The 22,588-nt window shown below is 60.1% G+C and carries 25 protein-coding genes; 19 read left to right on the top strand and 6 right to left on the bottom strand.

The window, feature by feature from the left end:
* The first annotated feature begins 39 nt into the window (after positions 1 to 39).
* From ACA066_RS22325 to ACA066_RS22315, 3 genes are all read left to right on the top strand, one after another.
* Positions 40 to 912 (top strand): LysR family transcriptional regulator, encoded by an 873-nt coding sequence (locus ACA066_RS22325; RefSeq protein ID WP_497696670.1) that lies wholly within the window; start codon positions 40 to 42, stop codon positions 910 to 912.
* Between the two features lie 118 nt (positions 913 to 1,030).
* Positions 1,031 to 1,684 (top strand): peptidase inhibitor family I36 protein, encoded by a 654-nt coding sequence (locus ACA066_RS22320; protein WP_497696669.1) that lies wholly within the window; start codon positions 1,031 to 1,033, stop codon positions 1,682 to 1,684.
* Positions 1,653 to 2,282, top strand: a complete 630-nt coding sequence (locus tag ACA066_RS22315; RefSeq protein WP_497696668.1) for a methyl-accepting chemotaxis protein — start codon at positions 1,653 to 1,655, stop codon at positions 2,280 to 2,282. Before ACA066_RS22320 ends, ACA066_RS22315 begins: the two co-directional genes overlap by 32 nt.
* A gap of 99 nt (positions 2,283 to 2,381) precedes the next feature.
* Here the strand turns inward: ACA066_RS22315 and ACA066_RS22310 are convergent, their stop codons facing one another.
* The 4 genes from ACA066_RS22310 to ACA066_RS22295 all read right to left on the bottom strand — a co-directional run bounded on the left by ACA066_RS22310 (position 2,382) and on the right by ACA066_RS22295 (position 5,070).
* Positions 2,382 to 2,933, bottom strand: a complete 552-nt coding sequence (locus ACA066_RS22310) for a hypothetical protein (RefSeq protein WP_497699938.1) — start codon at positions 2,931 to 2,933, stop codon at positions 2,382 to 2,384.
* Between the two features lie 178 nt (positions 2,934 to 3,111).
* Positions 3,112 to 3,744 (bottom strand): glutathione S-transferase family protein, encoded by a 633-nt coding sequence (locus ACA066_RS22305; RefSeq protein WP_497696667.1) that lies wholly within the window; start codon positions 3,742 to 3,744, stop codon positions 3,112 to 3,114.
* A 70-nt stretch (positions 3,745 to 3,814) separates the two neighbouring features.
* A complete protein-coding gene (gene gntR, locus ACA066_RS22300) occupies positions 3,815 to 4,846 on the bottom strand; it encodes an HTH-type transcriptional regulator GntR (protein ID WP_497398892.1) in 1,032 nt (343 codons plus the stop codon).
* Entirely contained in the window at positions 4,843 to 5,070 is a 228-nt protein-coding gene (locus ACA066_RS22295; protein ID WP_139273093.1) for a hypothetical protein, read from the bottom strand. Before ACA066_RS22295 ends, gntR begins: the two co-directional genes overlap by 4 nt.
* Between ACA066_RS22295 and ACA066_RS22290 the strand changes: the two genes are divergently transcribed.
* Both ACA066_RS22290 and ACA066_RS22285 read left to right on the top strand, forming a co-directional pair.
* On the top strand, positions 5,062 to 5,595 hold the full coding sequence (locus ACA066_RS22290; RefSeq protein WP_214378089.1) for a gluconokinase: 534 nt from the start codon (positions 5,062 to 5,064) through the stop codon (positions 5,593 to 5,595). The genes ACA066_RS22295 and ACA066_RS22290 overlap by 9 nt on opposite strands.
* 81 nt (positions 5,596 to 5,676) lie before the next feature.
* Positions 5,677 to 7,029 carry a GntP family permease gene (locus ACA066_RS22285; RefSeq protein WP_008038555.1) on the top strand — a complete coding sequence of 451 codons (1,353 nt, stop codon included), beginning with the start codon at positions 5,677 to 5,679 and terminating at the stop codon, positions 7,027 to 7,029.
* Positions 7,030 to 7,148: 119 nt separating this feature from the next.
* On the opposite strand, the gene alaC is transcribed toward ACA066_RS22285, so the two are convergent.
* Complete coding sequence (gene alaC, locus ACA066_RS22280) at positions 7,149 to 8,366, bottom strand: alanine transaminase (protein WP_497696666.1); 1,218 nt, start codon at positions 8,364 to 8,366, stop codon at positions 7,149 to 7,151.
* A gap of 139 nt (positions 8,367 to 8,505) precedes the next feature.
* On the opposite strand from alaC, the gene ACA066_RS22275 reads away from it, so the two are divergent.
* The 11 genes from ACA066_RS22275 to ACA066_RS22225 all read left to right on the top strand — a co-directional run bounded on the left by ACA066_RS22275 (position 8,506) and on the right by ACA066_RS22225 (position 19,500).
* On the top strand, positions 8,506 to 9,168 hold the full coding sequence (locus ACA066_RS22275; protein WP_497696665.1) for a LysE family translocator: 663 nt from the start codon (positions 8,506 to 8,508) through the stop codon (positions 9,166 to 9,168).
* A 67-nt stretch (positions 9,169 to 9,235) separates the two neighbouring features.
* On the top strand, positions 9,236 to 9,721 hold the full coding sequence (locus tag ACA066_RS22270) for a GyrI-like domain-containing protein (RefSeq protein WP_497696664.1): 486 nt from the start codon (positions 9,236 to 9,238) through the stop codon (positions 9,719 to 9,721).
* A gap of 261 nt (positions 9,722 to 9,982) precedes the next feature.
* Complete coding sequence (kdpF, locus tag ACA066_RS22265) at positions 9,983 to 10,081, top strand: K(+)-transporting ATPase subunit F (protein WP_095130908.1); 99 nt, start codon at positions 9,983 to 9,985, stop codon at positions 10,079 to 10,081.
* A gap of 167 nt (positions 10,082 to 10,248) precedes the next feature.
* A complete protein-coding gene (gene kdpA / locus ACA066_RS22260; protein WP_497696663.1) occupies positions 10,249 to 11,955 on the top strand; it encodes a potassium-transporting ATPase subunit KdpA in 1,707 nt (568 codons plus the stop codon).
* Positions 11,956 to 11,965: 10 nt separating this feature from the next.
* Positions 11,966 to 12,661: a K(+)-transporting ATPase subunit C gene (gene kdpC, locus ACA066_RS22255; protein ID WP_497696662.1), complete on the top strand. Its 696-nt coding sequence runs from the start codon at positions 11,966 to 11,968 to the stop codon at positions 12,659 to 12,661.
* A complete protein-coding gene (kdpB, locus tag ACA066_RS22250) occupies positions 12,658 to 14,727 on the top strand; it encodes a potassium-transporting ATPase subunit KdpB (protein WP_497696661.1) in 2,070 nt (689 codons plus the stop codon). Before kdpC ends, kdpB begins: the two co-directional genes overlap by 4 nt.
* Before the next feature lie 54 nt (positions 14,728 to 14,781).
* Positions 14,782 to 17,475 (top strand): DUF4118 domain-containing protein, encoded by a 2,694-nt coding sequence (locus ACA066_RS22245; protein ID WP_497696660.1) that lies wholly within the window; start codon positions 14,782 to 14,784, stop codon positions 17,473 to 17,475.
* On the top strand, positions 17,472 to 18,164 hold the full coding sequence (locus tag ACA066_RS22240; protein ID WP_497696659.1) for a response regulator: 693 nt from the start codon (positions 17,472 to 17,474) through the stop codon (positions 18,162 to 18,164). The genes ACA066_RS22245 and ACA066_RS22240 overlap by 4 nt, the downstream gene beginning before the upstream one ends.
* A gap of 138 nt (positions 18,165 to 18,302) precedes the next feature.
* Entirely contained in the window at positions 18,303 to 18,800 is a 498-nt protein-coding gene (locus ACA066_RS22235; RefSeq protein WP_497696658.1) for a GNAT family N-acetyltransferase, read from the top strand.
* A 99-nt stretch (positions 18,801 to 18,899) separates the two neighbouring features.
* Positions 18,900 to 19,166 (top strand): type II toxin-antitoxin system Phd/YefM family antitoxin, encoded by a 267-nt coding sequence (locus ACA066_RS22230; protein ID WP_497699937.1) that lies wholly within the window; start codon positions 18,900 to 18,902, stop codon positions 19,164 to 19,166.
* A complete protein-coding gene (locus tag ACA066_RS22225; protein WP_497696657.1) occupies positions 19,159 to 19,500 on the top strand; it encodes a type II toxin-antitoxin system RelE/ParE family toxin in 342 nt (113 codons plus the stop codon). Before ACA066_RS22230 ends, ACA066_RS22225 begins: the two co-directional genes overlap by 8 nt.
* Positions 19,501 to 19,738: 238 nt before the next feature.
* On the opposite strand, the gene ACA066_RS22220 is transcribed toward ACA066_RS22225, so the two are convergent.
* Positions 19,739 to 20,224 carry a GNAT family N-acetyltransferase gene (locus ACA066_RS22220; RefSeq protein ID WP_497696656.1) on the bottom strand — a complete coding sequence of 162 codons (486 nt, stop codon included), beginning with the start codon at positions 20,222 to 20,224 and terminating at the stop codon, positions 19,739 to 19,741.
* A 141-nt stretch (positions 20,225 to 20,365) separates the two neighbouring features.
* On the opposite strand from ACA066_RS22220, the gene ACA066_RS22215 reads away from it, so the two are divergent.
* The 3 genes from ACA066_RS22215 to ACA066_RS22205 all read left to right on the top strand — a co-directional run bounded on the left by ACA066_RS22215 (position 20,366) and on the right by ACA066_RS22205 (position 22,495).
* Positions 20,366 to 20,791: a YybH family protein gene (locus ACA066_RS22215; protein WP_497696655.1), complete on the top strand. Its 426-nt coding sequence runs from the start codon at positions 20,366 to 20,368 to the stop codon at positions 20,789 to 20,791.
* A gap of 66 nt (positions 20,792 to 20,857) precedes the next feature.
* The gene (locus ACA066_RS22210) at positions 20,858 to 21,202 is read left to right on the top strand and encodes a YciI family protein (RefSeq protein ID WP_497696654.1); all 345 of its coding nucleotides are present in this window, start codon (positions 20,858 to 20,860) and stop codon (positions 21,200 to 21,202) included.
* A gap of 57 nt (positions 21,203 to 21,259) precedes the next feature.
* Positions 21,260 to 22,495 (top strand): RNA polymerase sigma factor, encoded by a 1,236-nt coding sequence (locus tag ACA066_RS22205; RefSeq protein ID WP_497696653.1) that lies wholly within the window; start codon positions 21,260 to 21,262, stop codon positions 22,493 to 22,495.
* The last annotated feature ends 93 nt before the right edge of the window (positions 22,496 to 22,588 follow it).

Raw genomic sequence — 22,588 nt, 5'->3', positions numbered from 1 at the left:
TTAATCTTTCAGAAAACTGCCATAAGGAAAGCTACTGCCATGATGAATCTGATGCACTGGCGAATGGTGGTGGCGGTTGCGGACACAGGCAACATCACCCGCGCGGCCGAGCGGGTCGGCATGACCCAGTCCGGCGCCAGCCAGGCGCTGGCGCTGATCGAGGAAACCCTCGGCGTTCAACTGTTCAGCCGGGAAAACCGCCAGACCCTGCCGACCGCCATTGGTCTGCCGGTCATCGAGCAGGCGCGCAGCATGCTCGGCGCCCTGGAAAACATCCGCAGTACCGTCGATGCCGCCAAAGGCATCCAGCGCGGGACGATTCGCCTGGCGAGTTTCCCCATGGTACTGGCGACCTTTCTGCCGCCGCTGCTGCGCCAGTTCAATCGGCTTTATCCCGGCATTCAGGTGGTTGCCCTGGAAGTCAGCGACGATGAAGTGGAAACGCTACTCGGCGCCGGTCTGGTGGATGTCGGTGTGGTGTTGAACCCGGCGCCGGAGCGCAATGCCGGCCGTTTGGGGCGCGATGCCTGGGTGGCGGTTCTGCCGGGTGGCCATCCTTTGGCGCGGCGCTCGGTCGAAGAGGGTGTCACCCTCGCCGAGTTGGCGGAGCAACCCTTTGTGCTGGCCACGGGCGGCTGTTCAACCAATGCCCGCAGCCTGGCCATCGATGCCGGTTTGAAGTTGCATGATGTTCGGGTCGAGGTTCGCGAGTGGAGCAGTGCGTTCACCCTGGTGCGGGAAAACATCGGTGTGACCCTGGTGCCGGAAATGACCCTGCCGAGCCAGCTTCAGGGCTTGCGTGTGGTGCCGCTGAAACCGCAAATCGATCGTGAATTCGCCTTGGTGGTCGCGGCGAGCAAGCCACCCTCGGCAGCGGTGCAGGCGCTGTTGGGCATGCTCTCTGAGCAATGATTAATTTGCGCCGATTGTCGTAACTGTCAGTTCTGACAGTAGACGGCTGCCTGTGATGTTCGGATTCTGCGCTTCAGGTCGCCGGGATTTTCTCGGCGCTTAACGTGTGGGGTTCAATATGAACATCAAGTGGCTGGGAGTTTGCGCAGCACTGTGTGCCTGTGTCGGTTTGGCATTTTTTTTCTATGCAAAACCAGACGCTGGTGAGCCTGGTAAATATGCATTGTTCAATCCCGAGATGACGGCCGAACAGAAGGCTGATGTTCAACAGCAGATTGATCAACAGCTCAGGAGAAAAACGGGAGGACAACAAGTCAGCTCCACTCAGGTGGCTTACGAACAAGGTGCCGTTGTGATCACGTTTCCAGTTTCAGGTGATGCCGAGCAAAAAGATACCAACTGCGCCTACGGTTATTTTTGCGTCTGGACGGCTTGGGATTTTGGCGGCACTAAATTAGCGCTGCAGAGTACACCTTCAAATAGTCCGGTTAATCTCTCCGACTACAACATGAGCCAGCAAGTATCTTCCTGGAAGTACAACAACCAGCGGTACTCAGTGATCGTTTACGGTGTGGAAGGACCTGACGGGCAAGGGAAAGTCATGACGTGCACCCTCAAAGATTTCCAATATGAGAATGAGTGCTGTCCATTCGGCATTCCCGTTAAAACCGAACCTGCCGGTGGGTGGGTAGAGATCTATTCCGAGTCCCGCCTTATCCCGAAAAACGACACGATGATCAGTGTGGTTTTTCGCCCGATGTTTAGCAAATAAACTCGAAGCTGAACCGATTTTCAAAGTGGTCAAGTTCGCCAGCGACATCACGAATCAGGTGACCACCCTGCAAACCGCTGCCGAATCGGCCCACAGCACTTCGGTCCAGAACGACGCCTGCGCGCAAAAGGGGTCGCAGGTGGTGCAGCAAACGGTGCAGATCATCCAGGACATTTCCAAAGACTTGAACGAGGCGGCGTTGAGCATCGACGCGCTCAGCAAGCAGTCCGACATCATCGGCACCATCGTCCAGACCATTCGCGGCATTGCCGATCAGACCAACCTGCTGGCGCTTAACGCGGCGATCGAAGCGGCCCGGGCCGGGGAGCACGGGCGGGGGTTCGCAGTCGTCGCCGATGAGGTTCGCAGCCTCGCCGCACGCAGCAGCCAGGCGACACTGGAGATCGTCGACGTGGTGCGCAAGAACCATGATTTGTCATTGAGCGCCGTGTCGAGCATGCAGTCGAGTTTGAGCCGGACCGGTCTTGGGGTGGAATTGGCGAACGAGGCGGGGGAGGTGATTCTGGAGATTCAGCAGGGGTCGCGGCATGTCGTGGATGCGATCAGCCAGTTCAATTCAACGCTGCAGTTGAATTGAATAACAGACTTGTAGGAGCACGGCTTGCCGGCGATGGCGTCCGTCAGATCGCCATCGCCATCGCCGGCAAGCCGTGCTCCTACAAAAGCATTAGCGCGGTTACAGCGAGGCGAGGAATTTGTCGACCACTTGGGGGCTGCCTTTCTCGCTACCACCGTTTTCTTTCTCGGCCTGCGCGAGTTTTATCTTGTCCTGCATGCGTTCGGCCATTTCTTTAGCGACCGCCTGTTGTTGTTCCGGCGGCATTTGTTCCACTTCTTCTTTCGTCAGGCCCATCTCTTCCAGAATGGCTTCCTGCATGCGCTCTTCCGGGGTTTTGCTCATGTATTCCTTGAAGGCGTCCGTGGCCGTGCCGCCACTGAACTTGCCTTGCGCATCGGTTGGAAGCGGGGCATAAGTCAATTGCAGTCCCACGCGTGTTTTCGCGAACGCTTCATCAACGTTGTCGCTGATTTTGGTCGCCTCACTGACTTGCTGCGTGGCGTTTTGGGTGGCGGACTTCTGCACCTGCGCGGATAGCGGCTGAACGTTGCCTTGCAACGTTTGCAGCATCGCACCCTGAAGGCCGGCAGCGGCTTCGGCGGTCGGATCTTCGCCGGGCTTCTTGGGGATGGGTGTCATTAACGATTGTTTATTAGCACTGACCAACATGATGAGTAGACCTTGTAGGTGTTTGCGGTGCAGTGCCTTCAGCAAATACTATGCCTGCATTAAAAATTACTTATATATCAATCAGTTAAGTTTTATTTGTCAGGCGAATGTCGCGGATGTTGCGGTTGACTTTTGCCGCCGGGCGGCAGTCGTCGACCGCCGCGAAGCCGGCATGGCTTCAAGGCAGGCCGTTGCAGCCGTGTTTGAGGAAGCCGGGGCGTTGAGCCAGTTTTTGGAAATACTCATCGATGGCAGGGAAATCGGGACGGTCCATCGGGGTCATCAGCCAGCGGTTGACCGACAGCCCGATGACAATGTCGGCCAGGGTGAACCGAGGACCGGCGATATAGGCTTTGGTGGTCGCGAGTTGATGCTCGAGAATGCTCATCTTCTGATTCCAGTCGCGCAGGCCGTTGGCAATGCGATGCGCGTCCTGGAACTCTGGATCCTTGCGTACCAGCGCCGTAAACGCGTAGCTCCAGGAGGCGTTGAGGTCGGTGGCTTGCCAATCCATCCATTGCTCAACCCGCGCCCGTGCCGCCGGTTCGTGCGGCAGCAGATCGTTATGCGGGTGTTTGCCGGCCAGATAGCGGCAGATGGTGTTGGATTCCCACAGCACGCCGGCCTCATCGATGATCACCGGCACCTGCGCGTTGGGGTTGAGCCGGGTAAATTCCGGGCTGTGGGTCGATGCAAACCCGCTGCCCCAGTCCTCGCGTTCGTAGGAAATGTTCAGCTCGTCGCACGTCCACAGAACTTTTCTGACGTTGATGGACGACGCTTTACCCAGGATTTTCAGTGTATGTTCCATTGAGCCACTCCTTACACAACTAAGGTTAGTCTCTGATCGTTCTCACGCGGAGCGTGGGAACGATCTTTCGTTACGTACTCTCGCGCACCTTCAACTCAAAACCCATGTCCTGCACCGGTTTCGCCACCGTATTGCCCGCCATCAAGGTCAGCATCTGCTCTGCGGCACGTCGGCCGATGGCCTCGCGTGGGGTGCTGATGCTGCTCAGGCGCGGGACCATGTGGGCCGAGGCCGGGAGGTCGTTGAAGCCGAGGATCGCCACTTGTTCGGGGATTTTGATCCCACAGCGCATCGCTTCCAGCAGTGCGCCCTGCGCCAGGTCATCGTTGCCGAAGAAGATTGCATCGACATCGGGGTGACTGGCGATCAGTTGCAGGAACAGCTCGCCACCCAGACCGACGGAGGAGGCGCGCGGGGTCAGCACTTCCAGGTCCGGGTCATACCGACCGGCCTTTTGCAGGGCTTTGCGGAACCCTTCGCCGCGCAGCAACGTGCGTTGATCCAATTGCGCGCCGATGTAAGACAGGCGTTTGCGACCGCGTGACAGCAAATGCTCCGCCGCCGTTTCGCCGGCGGCGAGCTGCGAGAAACCGACACAATTGAGCCCGGCGGCACTGTCCAGTTCCATCATGTACACGCAGGGAATGTTGCTCGCCTCGATCATCCGCCGCGAACTTTCGGTGCGATCAAACCCGGTCAACAGCAAGCCGCGCGGCTGATAGGCCATGTAATTACGCAGCAGGTTTTCTTCTTCATCACGCGAATAATGGAAGTTGCCGATCAGCACTTCGAAGCCCTTGGGACGCAAAACCTGATGAATGGCTTCCAGCGTGTCGATGAACAGCAAGTTGGACAGCGACGGCACCAACACCACGACGGAATGGCTCTGGGCCGAGGCTAACGCGCGTGCGGCGGGATTGACCACGTAGTTGAGTTCAAGCGCCGCTTTCTGGACTTTTTCCACCAGTTCTGTGGCCACCGTGCTGACGCCACGCAAGGCGCGGGACGCGGTAATCGGGCTGACGCCGGCCAGTCGGGCGACTTCATTCAGAGTAGGACGGCCAGTGGTTCGAGTATTTTTATCGTTTTTAGGGGAGGTCATCGGGCGGCTTGCCAAACAAAATTCAAGGCACTAAGGTAGCGCTGTCCCGAAGCAGCTGCAAATGCGTAAGCGAGTTTTGCCTGAACCTCGCTTTTCGGCGTCGGGAACGAACACGCTGCAACCCACAAAAATGACAAGAAGGCGTCGGCAACTTCTGCTTTTGAACGAGTGTCATAGCTTTCAAAGGTAGCGCTGTCTGCGCGCTGAGGTGTTACATGAATCATCCCATCACCGCCCTGGTCATCATGGGCGTTGCCGGTTGCGGCAAGACCTGCGTCAGCGAAGCCCTGTGCGAGCTCAGCGGCGCTACTGCCATTGAAGGCGACACTTTTCACCCTGCCGCCAATATCGAAAAGATGAGCGCAGGCATTCCCCTGAACGACGACGACCGTGCAGGCTGGCTCGACAGCCTGTGCGACGAACTGCGCCGCGTCGATGCCACGGGCGAACGCCCGGTGCTGACCTGCTCGGCCCTCAAGCATATTTACCGCGAACGTCTGCGCAGCGCCTTGCCGGGCCTGGGCTTCGTGTTCCTTGAACTCACGCCTGAAGTGGCTGCCGATCGTGTCTCCCATCGGCCGGGCCACTTCATGCCGTCGACGTTGATCGACAGCCAGTTCGCCACCCTTGAATCCCCCGTTGGCGAACCGCTGACCCTGGCCCTCGATGCCTCGAACCACAGCGTCGACCAATTGGCGAAACAGGCGCATGCCTGGTGGCTGGAACACGGCTTGAAACGCGCCGGTTGATTTTGCTCGAAGAGATAGCGCTGTCCTTATGGCTATCGAATTACCCGCTTTAATAACAACAACAACCAGGAGACACCCCTAATGTTTGGCATGTCCCACGAGACGTTCCTGCTGCTCGATGCAGTGGTCACGGTGATCGGGCTTATCGTCCTGATCACCAAGTTCAAGTTCCACCCGTTCATTGCCCTGATCATCGCCGCAGCCTTTCTCGGGCTGACCTCCGGCATGCCGATCGGCACCATCATCAAAGCGTTCCAGGACGGCTTCGGTGGGGTGCTCGGTTTCGTCGGGATCATCCTCGCGCTGGGCACGATGCTTGGCAAAATGATGGCCGAGTCGGGCGGGGCGGATCAGATTGCCCAGACCCTGATTCGCGCGTTCGGCAAGGACAAGGTGCAATGGGCGATGATGTTCGCCGCGTTCCTGGTCGGCATTCCGCTGTTCTTCGAAATCGGCTTCGTGCTGCTGATCCCGCTGGTGTTCATCGTCGCCCGGCGTACCGGCGTGTCGATCATCAAGATCGGTATCCCGCTGCTGGCCGGCCTGTCCGCCGTGCACGGCCTGGTGCCGCCGCACCCGGGTCCGTTGCTGGCCATTGGCGTGTTCGGTGCCGACATCGGTAAAACCATTCTCTACGGCCTGATCGTTGCGCTGCCGACGGCCATCATCGCCGGCCCGATCTACGGCACCTTCATTGCCAAGTACATTCCCGGTCATCCTAACCAGGAACTGGTGGATCAACTGGCGCGCGAGAACGATTCTGCCGATCTCCCGAGCTTCTCCATCACTCTGATCACCGTGCTGTCGCCGGTGTTCCTGATGTTGCTCAAGACCTTTGCCGATGTGGTGCTGCCGGACGGCAACTTCTTCCGCACCTTCATGGACCTGATCGGTCACCCGATCTCGGCCCTCCTGCTGGCGTTGCTGTTGTCGCTGTATACCTTCGGCTACAAGCAAGGCATTGGCTCCAACCAGATGCTCAAATGGCTGGACGCGAGCCTCGCGCCGACAGCCGCGATCATCCTGATCATTGGCGCCGGCGGTGGCTTCAAGCAAATGCTGGTAACCAGCGGCGTTGGTAATGTCATCGGCAACATGGCGGTGGCCGCGCAGATCTCGCCAATCCTTCTGGCGTGGCTGGTGGCGGCGGTGATCCGTATCGCGACCGGTTCGGCGACCGTGGCGACCATTACCGGCGCAGGCATCGTAGTGCCGGTGGTGGGGATGATTCCGGGTGTGAACCGTGAGCTGCTGGTGCTGGCCACCGGTGCCGGTTCGTTGATCCTGTCTCACGTCAACGACGCCGGTTTCTGGCTGGTGAAGCAGTACTTCAACATGACCGTGGCGGAAACCTTCAAGACCTGGACGGCGATGGAAACCATCCTGTCCGTCGTGGGCCTGGGCTTCATCCTGCTGTTGTCGTTGTTCGTTTAAGCAACACCGCAAAACCAACTGTGGGAGCGAGCCTGCTCGCGAAAGCGGACTTACATTCAACATCTTCATTGAATGTTAAGCCCTCTTCGCGAGCAGGCTCGCTCCCACAGTGTTATGTGTCAGGCGCTGGTTTTGCTGACAAGCCCATCCGCCCTGAACATCCCGCGAATCCCGCGCACGGCCTGACGAATCCGGTCCTGGTTTTCGATCAGCGCAAAGCGCACATGATCATCCCCATACTCACCAAACCCCACGCCCGGTGACACGCACACCTTGGCTTCGGCCAGCAGTTTCTTGGCGAACTCCAGCGAACCCAGGTGCGCATAAGCCTCGGGGATCTTCGCCCAGACGTACATCGACGCCTTCGGGTTTTCCACCATCCAGCCCAGTTCATGCAGGCCTTTGACCAGCACATTGCGTCGCTGCCGGTACTGCTCGGCGATGTCCTTGACGCATTGCTGATCGCCTTCCAGCGCCGCAATGGCCGCGACTTGCAGCGGGGTGAAGGTGCCGTAGTCGTGGTAACTCTTGATCCGCGCCAGGGCATTGACCAGTTCCGGGTTGCCAACCATGAAGCCGATCCGCCAACCCGCCATGTTGTAGCTTTTGGACAGGGTGAAAAACTCCACCGCGATGTCCTTGGCGCCCGGCACTTGCATGATCGACGGGGCTTTCCAGCCGTCGTAGACGATGTCGGCGTAGGCCAGGTCATGCACCACCAGTACGTCGTACTGTTTGGCGAGGGCGATCACCCGCTCAAAGAAATCCAGTTCCACGCACTGCGCGGTCGGGTTGGACGGGAAGCCGAGGATCATCATTTTCGGTTTCGGGATCGAGCCGCGAATCGCCCGTTCCAGTTCGGCGAAGAAGTCCACGCCCGGAATCAGCGGCACCGAACGCACCTGGGCGCCGGCAATCACGGCACCGTAGATGTGAATCGGGTAGCTCGGGTTCGGCACCAGCACCGTGTCGCCCTGGTCCAGGGTGGCCAGCATCAAATGCGCCAGGCCTTCCTTGGAACCGATGGTCACGATGGCTTCGCTTTCCGGGTCGATATCGACCTCGTAGCGTTGCTTGTACCAGTTGGAAATCGCCCGGCGCAGGCGCGGAATACCCTTGGACGTGGAGTAACCGTGGGTGTCTTCGCGCTGGGCGACGGTGACGAGTTTTTCGACGATGTGTGGCGGTGTCGGGCCATCGGGGTTGCCCATGCTGAAGTCGATGATGTCTTCGCCACGACGACGGGCGGCCATCTTCAGCTCGGCAGTGATGTTGAAAACGTAAGGGGGGAGTCGATCTATGCGCGCAAAGCGGCGCGGCGAACCTGGGTTAGCCATTGTTGCCTCGGATAACGTGAGCGCCCGGAACCGTCCGAGCGACGCTGGTCACTGCGGTGACCTGTTGCGGAAGATAAGGGGTGGCATGGCACACTGTCCAGCAAGTGTGTAAACAAATTTTTCCGAAGGAAATCGGTCGATGGAATTTAGCAGCGGCTTCTTGCTGAGCCTTTCTCTATGCCTGGACATCGGCGTGGCCAATATCGCGATGATCACCCTGGCCATGCAGCGCGGCTATTTTCAAGGCTTTGCGCTGGGGTTGGGCACCTGCGTCGGCGACCTGATATACGCGGTGCTGGCGCTGGCCGGCATGACCGTCCTGCTGCAATACGAAACCGTGCGTTGGGTGCTGTGGATCGGCGGTTCGGCGTTGCTGGTGTACTTCGCGGCGAAGATGATCTATTCGGCGATTCACCACGAAGCCGTGTTGGCGCAGACCGCTGAAGTCGGTCACAACTCTCACCGCAAAGAATTTTTCCGTGGCATTTTCCTCGCCATGTCGTCTCCCAGCGCGATTCTCTGGTTTGCGGCGGTGGGCGGTACACTGATCGCACGTTCCGGTGGCGGTGGCGCCCTCAGTTCGGCGCTGTTTCTTGGCGGTTTCCTCTGCGCCGGCGTGCTCTGGTGCGTCGGTTTGTGCTTCGCGGCGAGCCACGGCGGCAAGTTGCTGGGCGACAAACTGCTGCGTTACTCCTACATGGCATCGGCAGCGATCTTCTGCTATTTCGCGGTGTACGTGATCCTATCGGGTTATAAAGAGTTTGTGGGCACGGGCGCCGTCGAAGCGTTGCATACACTGTGATTGGGTGAATCGGGTTTGGCTTCTATACTCCCAGCCGAACCCACTTTTTTGATCCAGGAGTCGAGTCATGGATGAGCAATCAGGTGTAAAACCGTCCGAGCCACGTTTTGAACACGGGCACTTTCTGCTTATTGCGGGGCTTGGTGGTCGATTTACCGCAGACACAACCAAGGCAATTCCCGACCTTTGGGAGAAATTCATTCCCGAGATTGGCAAGATTCCCGGTCAAAAAAGCGAAGTGACCTACGGCATCTGCTGCAATCCGGATGGCAAGGGCGGCTTCGAATACATTGCCGGCGTCGAGATCGACAAGCTCGATGACCTGCCTGAGAAGTACCGCTGGGTCGAGGTTCAACCCCAGTATTACGCGGTGTTCGAGCACAAAGGCTCGCTGGAACAGTTGCCCGCGACCTTCCAGTACATCTGGAAAACCTGGTTGCCGCAGTCCGGTAAAGAGGCGGCGGATGCCCCGGAATTCGAACGCTACAGCGAAGACTTCAACCCGAAGCTCAACACCGGCGTGCTGGAAATCTGGCTGCCGCTCAAATCGTAAGGAACCGAGCCTGGAACGGGCACTTCACAGTGCCCGTTCGTGACTGTCGTTGGCCCCTCGCATCACCTCCCGCGTACCACCCGTTTCGCTCCATCTATACGCCGTCTTAATACCGCTGCCCCCAATCAGTGTCCGTCCTTGATACCCCCTCACTTAACCTGCACGGCGCAGATAAGAGCGCGTATTCAGTGCGTTTTTTGCGCTGGCGCGCTCTACCGGGACCCGATTGCGGGTGCCTTCGTTTAGTCAGGGGGAGCTGTCTTGTTAACACTCGAGTTCATCTACATCGCCAGCGGCCTGTGTGCCGCCCTGTTGTTCGCCTACCTGGGTTACGCCCTTATCCGTGCAGAGAAGTTCTGATGGCCGCAGTCATTGCGGCACAGGCGTTTTTATTCGCCCGCCAGGGCGGTCTTGAGAAAGGAAACCGGCAATGTACGACCTGATTTTCATGGGGGTTAGCGTGGTGTTTTTTGCTGCGACAGCCATGGTCATCGTCGCCATGGGCAAGATTTGAACGGAGCATCGACATGTTGAGCACTATGCTGGAATTTGCGGTGATTCTCGGGTTGATGACCGGGCTCGCCGTCTTGATGGGGAAGTGGCTGACGCTGGTATTCACCGGGCGAAAGCATGCCTTGGCGGAGCGCGCCACTTATCGTTTGCTGGGGATCGATTCGACCGAAACCATGGGCTGGGCGCGTTACGGCTCGGCCCTGTTGCTGTCGAACGCGGCAATGATGTTGCTGGGTTACATCGTGTTGCGCCTGCAAGGTTTCATGCCGCTCAATCCCTTGGGGCTGAGCGCGCAAACACCGGATCTGGCGTTCAATACCGCGGCGTCGTTTATCACCAACACCAACTGGCAGGCGTATTCAGGTGAAACCAGCCTGTCCAACTTCAGCCAGATGGCGGTCATTACCTTCCTGATGTTCGTCGGCGCAACAGCGGGCGTTGTGGCGGCGGCGGGTTTTATTCGCGGCCTCAGTCGGTCGAATTCCGCTGACATCGGAAACTACTGGGTGGACTTCACCCGCACGCTCTACCGGGTGATGCTGCCGCTGTGTTTCGGCATGGCGCTGGTGTATGTCTGGCAAGGCATGCCCCAAACCCTGAGCTCCCAGGCCCTGGCCACCACGCTGGAAGGCGCGCAGCAGCAATTGATCGTCGGCGCGGTGGCGAGCTTTGAGTCAATCAAGCACATCGGCACCAACGGCGGTGGCTTCTTCAGCATGAACGCCGCGCACCCGTTCGAAAACCCGACCCCGCTGACGAACATGCTGCATATCCTCAGCATGCTGCTGATCCCGTCAGCGCTGACGTACACCTTCGGCAGCATGCTGATGCGTCGGCGTCAGGGCTGGGTGTTCTTCGGCACGTTCCTGGTGATGTTCGTCGGCTTTCTGAGCATCGTTTACACCGCTGAACAAAGTGGCAACCCGCTGCTGACCCGAGTGGGCGCGGACCAAGTGCTGTCGGCCACCCAGAGTGGCGGCAACATGGAAGGCAAGGAGCTGCGCTTCGGGATTGCCGACACCAGCCTGTTCGTGACCACCACCACCGGCGCCACCACCGGCTCGGTGAACGCCATGCATGACTCGCTGACGCCCATGGGCGGCTTCGTACCGCTGGCGCAGATGATGCTCAACTGCGTGTTCGGTGGCGACGGCGTGGGCTTTATCAACCTGATCCAGTACGCGCTGCTGACAGTGTTTCTGGTGGGCATGATGATCGGTCGCAGCCCGGAATTCCTCGGCAAGAAGATCGAGGCACGGGAGATCAAGCTGGTCATGCTCTCGGTGTTGGCACACCCGGTCTGCATTCTTGGCTTCACCGCCCTGGCGGCGCTCTGGCCCGACACCCTCAACAGCCTCAACAACCAGGGGCCCCATGGCTTCAGCGAGGTGCTGTATGCCTACACCTCGGGCACGGCCAACAACGGTTCGGCGTTCGCCGGATTGAATGCCAATACACCGTTCTTCAACACCACCATCGGTCTTGCCATGTTGCTCGGACGTTTCTTCACGATGCTGCCGATGCTCGCGGTCGCCGGTTCCCTGGCGATGAAAAAGAACATCCCGGCCGGTGCCGGCACCATCCCGACCGCCACACCGCTGTTCATGTTTCTGGTGGTGTTCGTGGTGTTGGTGGTGGGCGGCCTGACTTTCCTGCCGGCGCTCGCGCTCGGCCCGCTGGTTGAGCAACTGCAGTTGCTGACCGGCCAGACCTACAAGTGAGGGGGCTGTGATGACTCAAGTACAAACCCAAACCAAGATGCAATTTCTGTTTGTCGGCCTGTTGCGCCCGGTGCTGATTTCGGCGGCGTTCTTCATGTTGCTGACCGGGCTGGCGTATCCGTTGTTCACCACCCTGGTGGCCAACGTGCTGTTCCCGTTTCAGGCCCGGGGCAGTCTGGTTGAGCGGGACGGGTTGGTGATCGGTTCGGCGGTGATCGGCCAGCATTTCACTCGCCCCGAGTATTTCCAGGGGCGTCCGAGCATGACCCTCGGCGCTGACCCGCTGGACCCGAGCAAGAGCGTGGCACAGCCGTACAACGCCGGTTCCAGTGGCGCCAGCAACCTTGGCCCTACCAGCCAGAAGTTGATCGACACTGTGGCCCTGCGCGTCGAAACCTACCGCCAGCAGAACGGCCTGGCAGCCGATGCGCAGGTGCCGGTGGACGCGGTCACCTCGTCGGCGTCCGGCCTGGACCCGCACATCTCGGTGGCCAACGCACAGATTCAGGCGTCGCGTGTCGCACGCCTGCGTCATCTGCCGGAAGCCGATCTGTTGAAACTGGTGAACGCCCACACCGAGCAACGCACCTTTGGCTTGCTCGGCGAGCCCCGGGTCAATGTGCTGCAACTCAACCTCGCGCTGGATGCCTTGACGCCTGCGCATCAGCCACCCCTTGCGGCCAGTGAACAAGAGAAACAACCATGAGTAAGCAAGCTCGTTTGCCTTTGTTTGACCGTGGGTTGTTGCTCACGGCGTGCCTGGATGCTTTCAAGAAATTGTTGCCCCAGGCGCAGTGGAAGAACCCGGTGATGTTTGTGGTGTACCTGGGCAGCATCCTGACCACGCTGTTGTGGGTGCAATCACTGGTCGGCAAGGGAGAAGCCCCCAGTGGTTTCATTCTCAGCATCACCTTGTGGCTGTGGTTCACCGTGTTGTTTGCCAATTTCGCCGAAGCCCTGGCCGAGGGCCGCAGTCGGGCCCAGGCGGCCAGCCTGCGCGGGATGAAGCGCCAGACCCTGGCCAAGCTGTTGCAGCAACCCCGGCACGGTTCCGCCTGGCGGCCAGTGCCTTCCAGCGAACTGCTCAAGGACGCCGTGGTGTTGATCGAGGCGGGCGATCTGGTGCCCCTCGATGGGGTGGTGATCGAAGGCGTGGCGTCGGTGGATGAAAGCGCGATTACCGGGGAATCGGCACCGGTGATTCGCGAGGCGGGCGGTGACTTTTCATCGGTCACCGGCGGCACCAAAGTGCTTTCGGATTGGCTGGTGGTGCGTATCAGCGTCAATCCCGGCGAGTCGTTTCTGGATCGCATGATTTCCATGGTCGAATCCGCGAAGCGTCAGAAGACGCCCAACGAAGTGGCGCTGACCATTCTGCTGGTGGGCCTGACGTTTCTGTTTCTGCTGGTGATCGTGACGCTGGGTCCGTATTCGTTGTTCGCGGTGGGTATGAGCGGCGGCGATGTGGTCAGTGCAACGGTGCTGGTGGCGCTGCTGGTCTGTCTGATCCCTACGACCATTGGTGGTCTGCTGTCGGCGATTGGTGTGGCGGGCATGAGCCGGATGATGTCGGCCAACGTCATTGCCACCTCCGGGCGAGCCGTGGAAGCGGCGGGTGACGTTGATGTCCTGCTGCTGGACAAGACAGGCACCATTACCTTGGGTAATCGCCAGGCCAGCGCTTTTCTGCCGGCGCCCGGCGTCAAGGAATCGGATCTGGCGGACGCTGCGCAACTGGCCTCGATGGCCGACGAAACGCCGGAAGGACGCAGTATCGTGGTGCTCGCCAAGCAGAAGTTCGACCTGCGGGCGCGGGACCTCAATGCCTTGGGGGCGAGCTTCGTGCATTTCACCGCGCAAACCCGCATGAGCGGCGTCGATCTGGCCGGTGGCCGGCGCATCCGCAAGGGGGCGGCAGATGCCATTCGCCAGCACATCGAGGCGCTGGGCGGCAGCTTCCCGTCGGCATTGCAAAGCAAGGTCGATGAAGTCTCGCGCCGTGGCAGTACGCCGCTGGTCGTGTGCGAGGGTGAAAAGGCATTGGGGGTGGTCGAGCTCAAGGACGTGGTCAAGGGTGGCATCAAGGAGCGCTTTGCCGAACTGCGGCGCATGGGCATCAAGACGGTCATGATCACCGGCGACAACCGCCTGACGGCGGCAGCGATTGCCGTGGAAGCCGGGGTCGACGACTTTCTCGCCGAGGCCCGGCCGGAAGACAAGCTGCAGCTGATCCGCGACTACCAGGCGCAGGGCAAGCTGGTGGCGATGACCGGCGACGGCACCAACGATGCGCCGGCACTGGCCCAGGCGGATGTGGCCGTGGCCATGAACAGTGGGACTCAGGCCGCCAAGGAAGCGGGCAACATGGTCGATCTGGACAGCAACCCGACCAAGCTGATCGAGGTGGTTGAAGTCGGCAAACAGATGCTCATGACGCGCGGCGCGTTGACCACCTTCAGCGTGGCCAACGATGTAGCCAAGTATTTTGCTATCGTACCGGCCGCATTCGTCGCGACCTATCCGCAACTGGGTGCCCTGAACGTGATGCACCTGAGCAGCCCGAACTCGGCGATTCTCAGCGCGGTGATCTTCAATGCCCTGATCATCGTGTTTCTGATCCCGCTGGCGCTCAAGGGTGTGACCTACCGAGCCATTGGCGCGGCGGCGTTGCTCAATCGCAACCTGCTGATCTATGGGCTGGGTGGCGTGCTGGTGCCGTTCGCGGGCATCAAGGTGATCGACATGCTGTTGGCCGGGCTTGGCCTGGTTTGAAAGGACTGACTGCACGGCGCCCTCTGTGGCGCCGTGCCGTTCAAAAGGATTGCCATGCTCGTAACTGATACGTTCACCGCTTCGCGTGACGGCCGCCCTGATCCCGACGCGCTGCTGGAGAAGCTGCAACAAGATGAACAGGCCGCCTTGCGCGGCAAATTGCGCATCTATTTCGGCTCCAATGCCGGGGTGGGGAAAACCTGTGCCATGCTCACCGCGGCCCAACGCGAAGTGGCCCAGGGCCGTGACCTGGTGGCGGGCGTGGTCGAAACCCATGGGCGCCGGGAAACCGCTGAACTGCTCAACGGTCTGGAACTGCTGCCGCGCTACAACGTGATACACCGCGAGTGTGCCCTCACCGAGTTCGATCTGGATGCCGCGCTGGCGCGACGTCCGGCGGTGCTGCTGGTGGATGAACTGGCTCACAGCAACGTTCCCGGTTCGCGTCACCCCAAACGCTGGCAGGATGTCGAAGAACTGCTGCGCGCCGGCATTGACGTCTGGACCACCCTCAATGTCCAGCACCTGGAAAGTCTCAACGATATCGTCAGCGGGATCATCGGCATCCGGGTGCGCGAGACCGTGCCCGATCATCTGTTCGACGATGCCCATGAAGTGGTGGTGATCGACCTGCCACCCGATGACCTGCTGCGCCGTCTCAAGGAAGGCAAGGTCTACCTGCCGCCCCAGGCCGAGCGCGCGTCGCGGCATTTCTTTCGCAAAGGCAACTTGCTGGCCTTGCGCGAACTGGCGCTGCGGCGTACTGCCGATCGCGTCGATGCCCAGATGCGCGACTATCGCCGCGAGCGGTCCATCAACACTGTTTGGCCCGCGCGCGAGCGTTTACTGGTTGGCGTGGCAGGGCACCCTTCGGATGAACGTCTGGTGCGGGAAGCGGCGCGTCTGGCACAAAAACTTGAGGCGGACTGGATTGTCGTCCATGTGCCTTCGGCTCAGCGCCGTGAAGCGGGGACGAACCGCTATGCCGCCGCCATGAAAACCCTGGCGCTGGCCGCTGAATTCGGCGCCGACACGGCCACGCCGTCAGGCATGGACGTGGCCGAGACCCTGGTGGCGTTTGCTCGTGAACATAACGCCAACCGCCTGGTGCTCGGGCATTACCCGCGCAAGGTCTGGCAGTTCTGGCATCAGTCGCTCAGTGACCGCATTAGCCGTCGTCACCCCGAGATTGATCAGATTGTCATCGCCCATGGCCCGTTGCCCGTGGTGGTGGCGGTTACGGTGAACACGGATGCCGCGCTGCCGCCGAGCAGGGCGCCGGCGTATCTGTGGGCGAGCCTGGCCTGTTTTGCCGCCACGGCGGTGGCCGCCTTGTTGTTGCAGGTGTTTGATCTGGCCAACGTGGTCATGCTGTTTCTGCTCACGGTGGTGTTGGTCGCCCTGCGTTACGGGCGCGGGCCGGGTGTCTGGGCGGCGATGCTGGCGGTGCTGTGTTTTGATTTCTTCTTCGTCCAGCCACGCTGGTCGTTCACGGTCAATGACACCCAATATTTCTTTACCTTCGCCCTGATGCTGGGGATTGCGTTGATCACCGGTCAGCTCACGGCCCGCTTGCGGCATGAGGCGCGCACCGCTGCCGGCCGTGAGCGGCGCGCGACGTCATTGGCGAGGCTGGCTCGCGACCTGTCGGCGGCGCTGACGGTGGAGCAGATTACCGAGGTGGCGCTACGCACCTTCAGCGGCGTGTTTGAAGCGCGGGTCGGGTTGGCGCTGCCGGACGCCATAGACAGTGTCCATTCCAGTGGCGCCGGGGCATTCCCGATCGATGAAAGCATTGCCCAATGGGTTTACGACCACGGCCAACCCGCGGGTCAGGGCACCGATACGCTGGCGGCCGCTCAAGGCCGCTATTTGCCGTTGAAGGCGCCCATGCGCGTGCGCGGCGTGTTGGTGCTCGAACTGGCTGAACCCGAGCGATTGAACGAGCCTGAAGAACAGCGTTTGCTCGAAGCGTGCATGAGCCAACTGGCGATCGCGCTGGAGCGGGTGCATTTCGTCGAAGTGGCGCAGAGCACCCTGGTGCAGATGGAGGGCGAGCGCATGCGCAATACGCTGCTGGCCGCGATCTCTCATGACCTGCGCACGCCGCTGACCACCATTATCGGCGCGGCAGATGCGGCGGCACCTCATGCGCCGCCCGGACCGCTGACGCAGTTGCTGGGCGGTATCCGCGATCAGGCCAGCTCCATGCAGCGGTTGATCGAAAACCTGTTGGACATGGCCCGGATGCAGGAACGCGGTGTGCGCCTGAACCGGCAATGGCACTCGCTGGAGGAAATCGTCGGAAGCGCATTGCGTCAATTGCGCGAGCCGTTGGCGCGGCATGTCGTGCGCACCGCACTGTCGCCGCAGTTGCCGTTGGTGGAAGTCGATGCGCTGTTGATCGAGCGCGTGCTGGTCAACCTGCTGGACAACGCCGCCAAGTACACCCCGGCCGGAACGCTGGTGCAGGTTGTCGCCCGGCAAGAGGAGGACAGCATTGTGCTGGAGGTGATCGACGCCGGTCCCGGTTGTCCTCAGGGCAGCACACCTCAGAGCTTGTTCGAACCGTTCACCCGCGGTCAGCAGGAGTCGGCCGTGGCCGGCATCGGCCTTGGGCTGGCGCTGGCAAAACGCATTGTCCAGGCCCATGGCGCAACGATCGAGGCCCAACCCCAGGCCACCTCGGGTATCCGCTTTGTCATCACACTACCGGCGGGTCACCCGCCTTCCATGGAATCGCTATGACCAGTGCACGCATCCTCATTGTCGAGGACGAGGCCAACATCCGCCGTTTCATCGGTATCGCGCTGCAGGATGAAGGTTTTCAGGTGTTCGAAGCCGACAACGTCAAGCGCGCCCTGATCCACGCCGCCAGCCGTCAACCGGACCTGGTGATTGTCGATCTGGGCTTGCCCGACGGTGACGGAAAACAATTGATCAGCGAGCTGCGGGGCTGGATGACGGTGCCGATTCTGGTGCTGTCGGCCCGTGATCGTGAAGAGGAAAAAGTGGCGGCACTGGATGCGGGCGCCGACGATTACCTGGTCAAACCCTTCGGCGTGCCCGAGTTGCTGGCGCGAATCCGCGCCCAGTTGCGTCGACATGTGCAGAACGGGACCGCCGCCGTCACCAGCAAGGTAACCTTCGGCCTGATCGAAGTGGACCTGGCCACGCACGAGGTCCGGCGCGAGGACCAATCGGTCCATCTGACGCCCATCGAGTATCGCCTGCTTTGCGCGCTGATTCGCGGACAAGGCCGGGTCATGACCCATCGCCAGTTGCTGCTGGAAGTGTGGGGGCTGGATTACGTCGATCGTGCTCACTACCTGCGGGTGCACATGGCGCACTTGCGGCAAAAGCTCGAGGCCGATGCCGCCCAGCCGCTGCATTTCATCACTGAATTGCAGGTGGGTTATCGTTTGGTGGGGCTGTAGAGAAGGGCAGGTGCAGGTTGCAGCGTCAGGCCTTGTCATACGAGTGCCGGGTATCGGGCGTTCGAGGGCCGGCAAGTATTGTTAGAATCGGCGAGCGATACTCTGTCATCTCACTTGCCCCAAGGTTGCTGTTCTGCCATGAACTCGTCAAACCCTGTCATTCGAAACGTCCTCCCCACCGACCTGGACCGCTGCTACGCCATCGAAACCGTTGCCTACGAAGGCGACGAAGCCGCCACCCGAGAAAAAATCGCCACCCGCATCGCCACCTGGCCTGAAGGATTTATCGTCGCCGAAGTGGACGGTGTTGTAGCCGGTTTCATCAACTCCGGGGCGGCGTTTCAGGTCGAGATGTCGGACGAAGCGTTCAAGGAATTGATCGGCCACGACCCGGCCGGCCCGCATGTGGTGATCATGTCGGTGGTGGTGCATCCGGATTATCAGGGGCAGGGCCTGGCGAAACGGTTGATGGGCGAGTTCATCGAGCGGATGCGTGCTTTGGGTAAGACCAGCATCAACCTGATGTGCAAGGAGCGGCATATTCCGCTGTATGCCGGGTTTGGCTTCGCCTATATCAAGCCTTCCGCGTCGGATCATGGCGGGATGGCTTGGCATGAGATGGTGTTAGATCTGTGACACGGGCAAATGAGCACTTGAGATAAGTTTTTTAATGGCCTAAATTCAGACCTTATTGCCTTGGTCATCCTGTTCGGGTGGCGAGCAGAGGAATGAATGATGCGAGTTGAAACTATCAGTTTTGTTAAAAAGAACGCGGCGGCCCTGGACCTTTCCGAGCCGATGCTCGTCACTCAAAATGGCGTCCCTGCCTACGTGATCGAGTCCTACGAGGAGCGTAAGCGGCGAGACGAGGCGATTGCGCTGATCAAGCTTCTTTCGTTCTCTTCCCGCGACAAGGAGCAGGGGAAGCTGATTTCTGGCGACACTTTGCTGACCAGACTGGCGCAACGGCGTCAATCGCAGCAAGACGATAACGATGCCTGAGGTCTTCAGGGTAGAGTTTGCGACCGCTGCGGAGCATGGGGTTATTTCACTGGAGCACTATCTGACGCAGCAATGCGGTCGCAAAAAAGCGGCAGAGATGGTCGATCAACTTGTAATGCAGATTGTTACGGCACTGAGCAATCAGGCCCTTGTTTACGGTGTTTGTCAGGAAGCGGCGACCCTTGGGGTCACTCACTTTCGTGAGTACCTGCCCATGGGGCAACGGGTTTTGTATGAGGTTTTCCCGAGTGAAAACCTTGTCGTGGTCGCATTGGTTATCGGCCAGCGTCAAAGCATGGAAAAGCAGTTGCTCGATTACTGTCTACTGCTCTGACAGCCAGCAAATCTAAAAAAGGGTTGCCCCACGGCTAATGCCGATCAGTTAGGCGAAAGCTGCCCCCTGTAGGAGCGAGCTTGCTCGCGATGGACGTTAACGATAACGCGTATTTTCTGGATAAACGCGTCGCCTTGAAGTCCATCGCGAGCAAGCTCGCTCCTACAAATCTGCTTAACTGACCGGCATTAGCCCCACGGCAACCTTTTTTTGTGTTCGATCAGTAGAGACAATCGTTTCAGAAAATCAGTCCCATGCGCCGTTCGTAACCGATCCGGCCCTTGTAGGCTTCGCCGCTGTCGACCCAGCCGAATTTGGCATACAGCGCAATGGCTGCCTCGTTGTCCGCATCCACCGACAACTCAAGCGCCCTGATTTCGGGAAATGCCTGGCGCGCCACGTCGGGCAGGGCTTGCAGGCAGGCCTTGCCATACCCTTTGCCCTGATGGTGCTGATCGACTTGCAGTGCATGCAGCGTGGCGCTGTGTTCATCGGCCCAGTCAGGCAGCACCGGCGGGCGTTTGAGCAGCAAGAAGGCAACGGGGATGTCATCGGCCAACAGAGCAAATCCTTTGACGCCGGGCCCGGGTTTGGACAACAAGGTGTGCAACGCACCGTGGATGTCGCCGGAGAATCTGATTTGTTCCTGGTGAACTTCGATGGCCTCGACCTGCTGGCGCTGGCGCGCGTTCAGGGTTTCGTAAGGCACGAGTCGGGTTGTCACTGGAGATTCCTTTTTCCAACAGAAATGAGCCTCGGATTCTAGCGAGTTTGCGTCCATGGATTATTTTTATTTCGACTGTCGATTCGGCATTTTGCCGAACGACTAAGGGTGTCTTCACAACAAAAACCACGGAGAACCACCATGAACGCTACTCACGAAATCGAGACCCTGATCGACACCTATCGCCAGGCGGTCATCGCCAAGGATGTCGAGAAAATCATGGCCCTGTACGCCGACGACATCGTCTCCTACGACGCGGTCAAGGCCCTGCAATTTCGCGGCAAGGCCGTCTACCGCGCGCATTGGCTGGAATGCATGGAAATGTGCCAGGGCGCGCATAAGTTCGACTTCGATCACATGAACATCGTGGCGGACGAGCACATCGCTTTCGCCCATTGGCTGGCCCACTGCGGCGGCACCAACGACAAGGGCGAAACCCAGGCTTGCTGGATGCGTGTGACCGCCTGCTATCGGCGCGAGGCCGGTCAATGGCGCATCGTCCACGAACACTGGTCGGCCCCGTTCGACATGATGAGCGGCACCGCGCTGTTCAACCTGGAACCCTGATCGTCGGGAAGCAGCGCCAAAACGCCAAACTGCAGCCATAGTTGATCAGTTCGATCGGAGAGCCCCATGAAGTATTTATGCCTGGTCTACAGCAACGAACAGGAGTTGCACTCACTGCCCGAAAGCCCCCACGACGCCGAGTGCATGGCCTACGCGGAGTCGATCCAGGGCAGCGGCCGCATGATCGCCGCCGAGGCGCTGGAGTCGGTGCAGACCGCCACCACCGTGCGCATGCGCAACGGCAAAATGTCGATGACCGACGGCCCGTTCGCCGAAACCAAGGAGCAGTTGGCCGGCTTCTACCTGATCGACGCCAAAGACCTCAATGAAGCGCTCCAGGTCGCGGGCAATATTCCGGCTGCCCGGGTGGGCTGTGTCGAGGTGCGACCCGTTCGCGAGTTGAATCCCTAACTATCACAAGCAAGGAGATTCCATGGTAACGCTGGTGACCGAAGGCATGCAGGACTGATGCCCGGGGTGTCGGTCAAGGCTCGGGTCGAGCAGGTCTACCGCGAAGAGTCGCGGCGGATCCTGGCGACCCTGATCCGTTTGCTCGGCGATTTCGACCTCGCCGAAGAGGCCTTGCACGAGGCGTTCTTTATCGCGGTCGAGCGCTGGCAGCGTGACGGTGTGCCGGATAACCCGCGGGCGTGGCTGGTCTCCACCGGACGCTTCAAGGCCATCGATGTGTTGCGTCGCCGTGCGCGGTTTGCCGCGTCCCGGCCGATGCTGATCGCTCAACTGGAGGCGCTGGAGCAGGCCGACTGGAGTGACGAAGACGTGGAAGACGATCGTTTGCGCCTGATCTTCACCTGCTGTCACCCGGCACTGGCGGCGGATGCTCAAGTGCCGCTGACCTTGCGCGAAGTCTGCGACCTGACCACCGAAGAAATCGCCCGGGCGTTCCTCTCCGCACCGGCCACCATTGCCCAGCGCATCGTGCGGGCCAAAGCGAAAATCCGCGACGCGAAAATTCCCTATCAAGTGCCGACCCTGGCGGAATTGCCCGAACGACTCGACAGCGTGCTGCGGGTGATTTACCTGGTGTTCAACGAAGGTTACTCGGCGTCCGTCGGCACCGAGCTCACCCGGGAAGACCTGACCCGCGAGGCGATCCGGCTCGGGCGTTTGCTGATGGAACTGCTGCCCGAGCCCGAGGTGATGGGCCTGCTGGCGCTAATGCTGTTGCATGAGTCTCGGCGCCCGGCGCGGACATCGTCGAGTGGTGAGCTGATCCTGCTGGATGAGCAGGACCGTTCGCTGTGGGATGCCGGGTTGATTGTCGAAGGTTGCGCGTTGATCGAGCGGGCGCTGGGCACGCGGCGATTCGGTCCTTACTGTTTGCAAGCGGCCATCGCGGCGGTACATGCCGAAGCGCCGACAGCGGGGGAGACCGACTGGCTGCAGATCGTGGGGCTGTATGACGTGCTGTTGGCGGCCGTGCCTTCACCGGTGATCGAGTTGAACCGTGCAGCGGCGATCTCCAAACGGGATGGACCGTTGGCGGGGTTGACGCTGGTTGAGGGAATTCTGGATCGCGGGGATTTGCTGGATTACCACCTGGCGCATTCGGCGCGGGCGGAGTTTTGTCGGCAGTTGGGGCGGGTGGAGGAAGCGCGGGCGGCGTATGAGCGGGCGATGGAATTGACGCAGCAGGTGCCGGAGCGGCGGTTTATCGAGGCTCGGATCAAGGCTTTAAAATAAGGTGAATTTGCCGGCCTCATCGCGAGCAGGCTCGCTCCCACATTTGATCTGTGTATACCGGACCAATGTGGGAGCGAGCCTGCTCGCGAATGG

It is taken from the genome of Pseudomonas sp. LBUM1651, assembly GCF_059716135.1.
The sequence above is the reverse complement of the archived record's forward strand: the minus strand, read 5'-3'. Positions and strand labels throughout refer to the sequence as shown.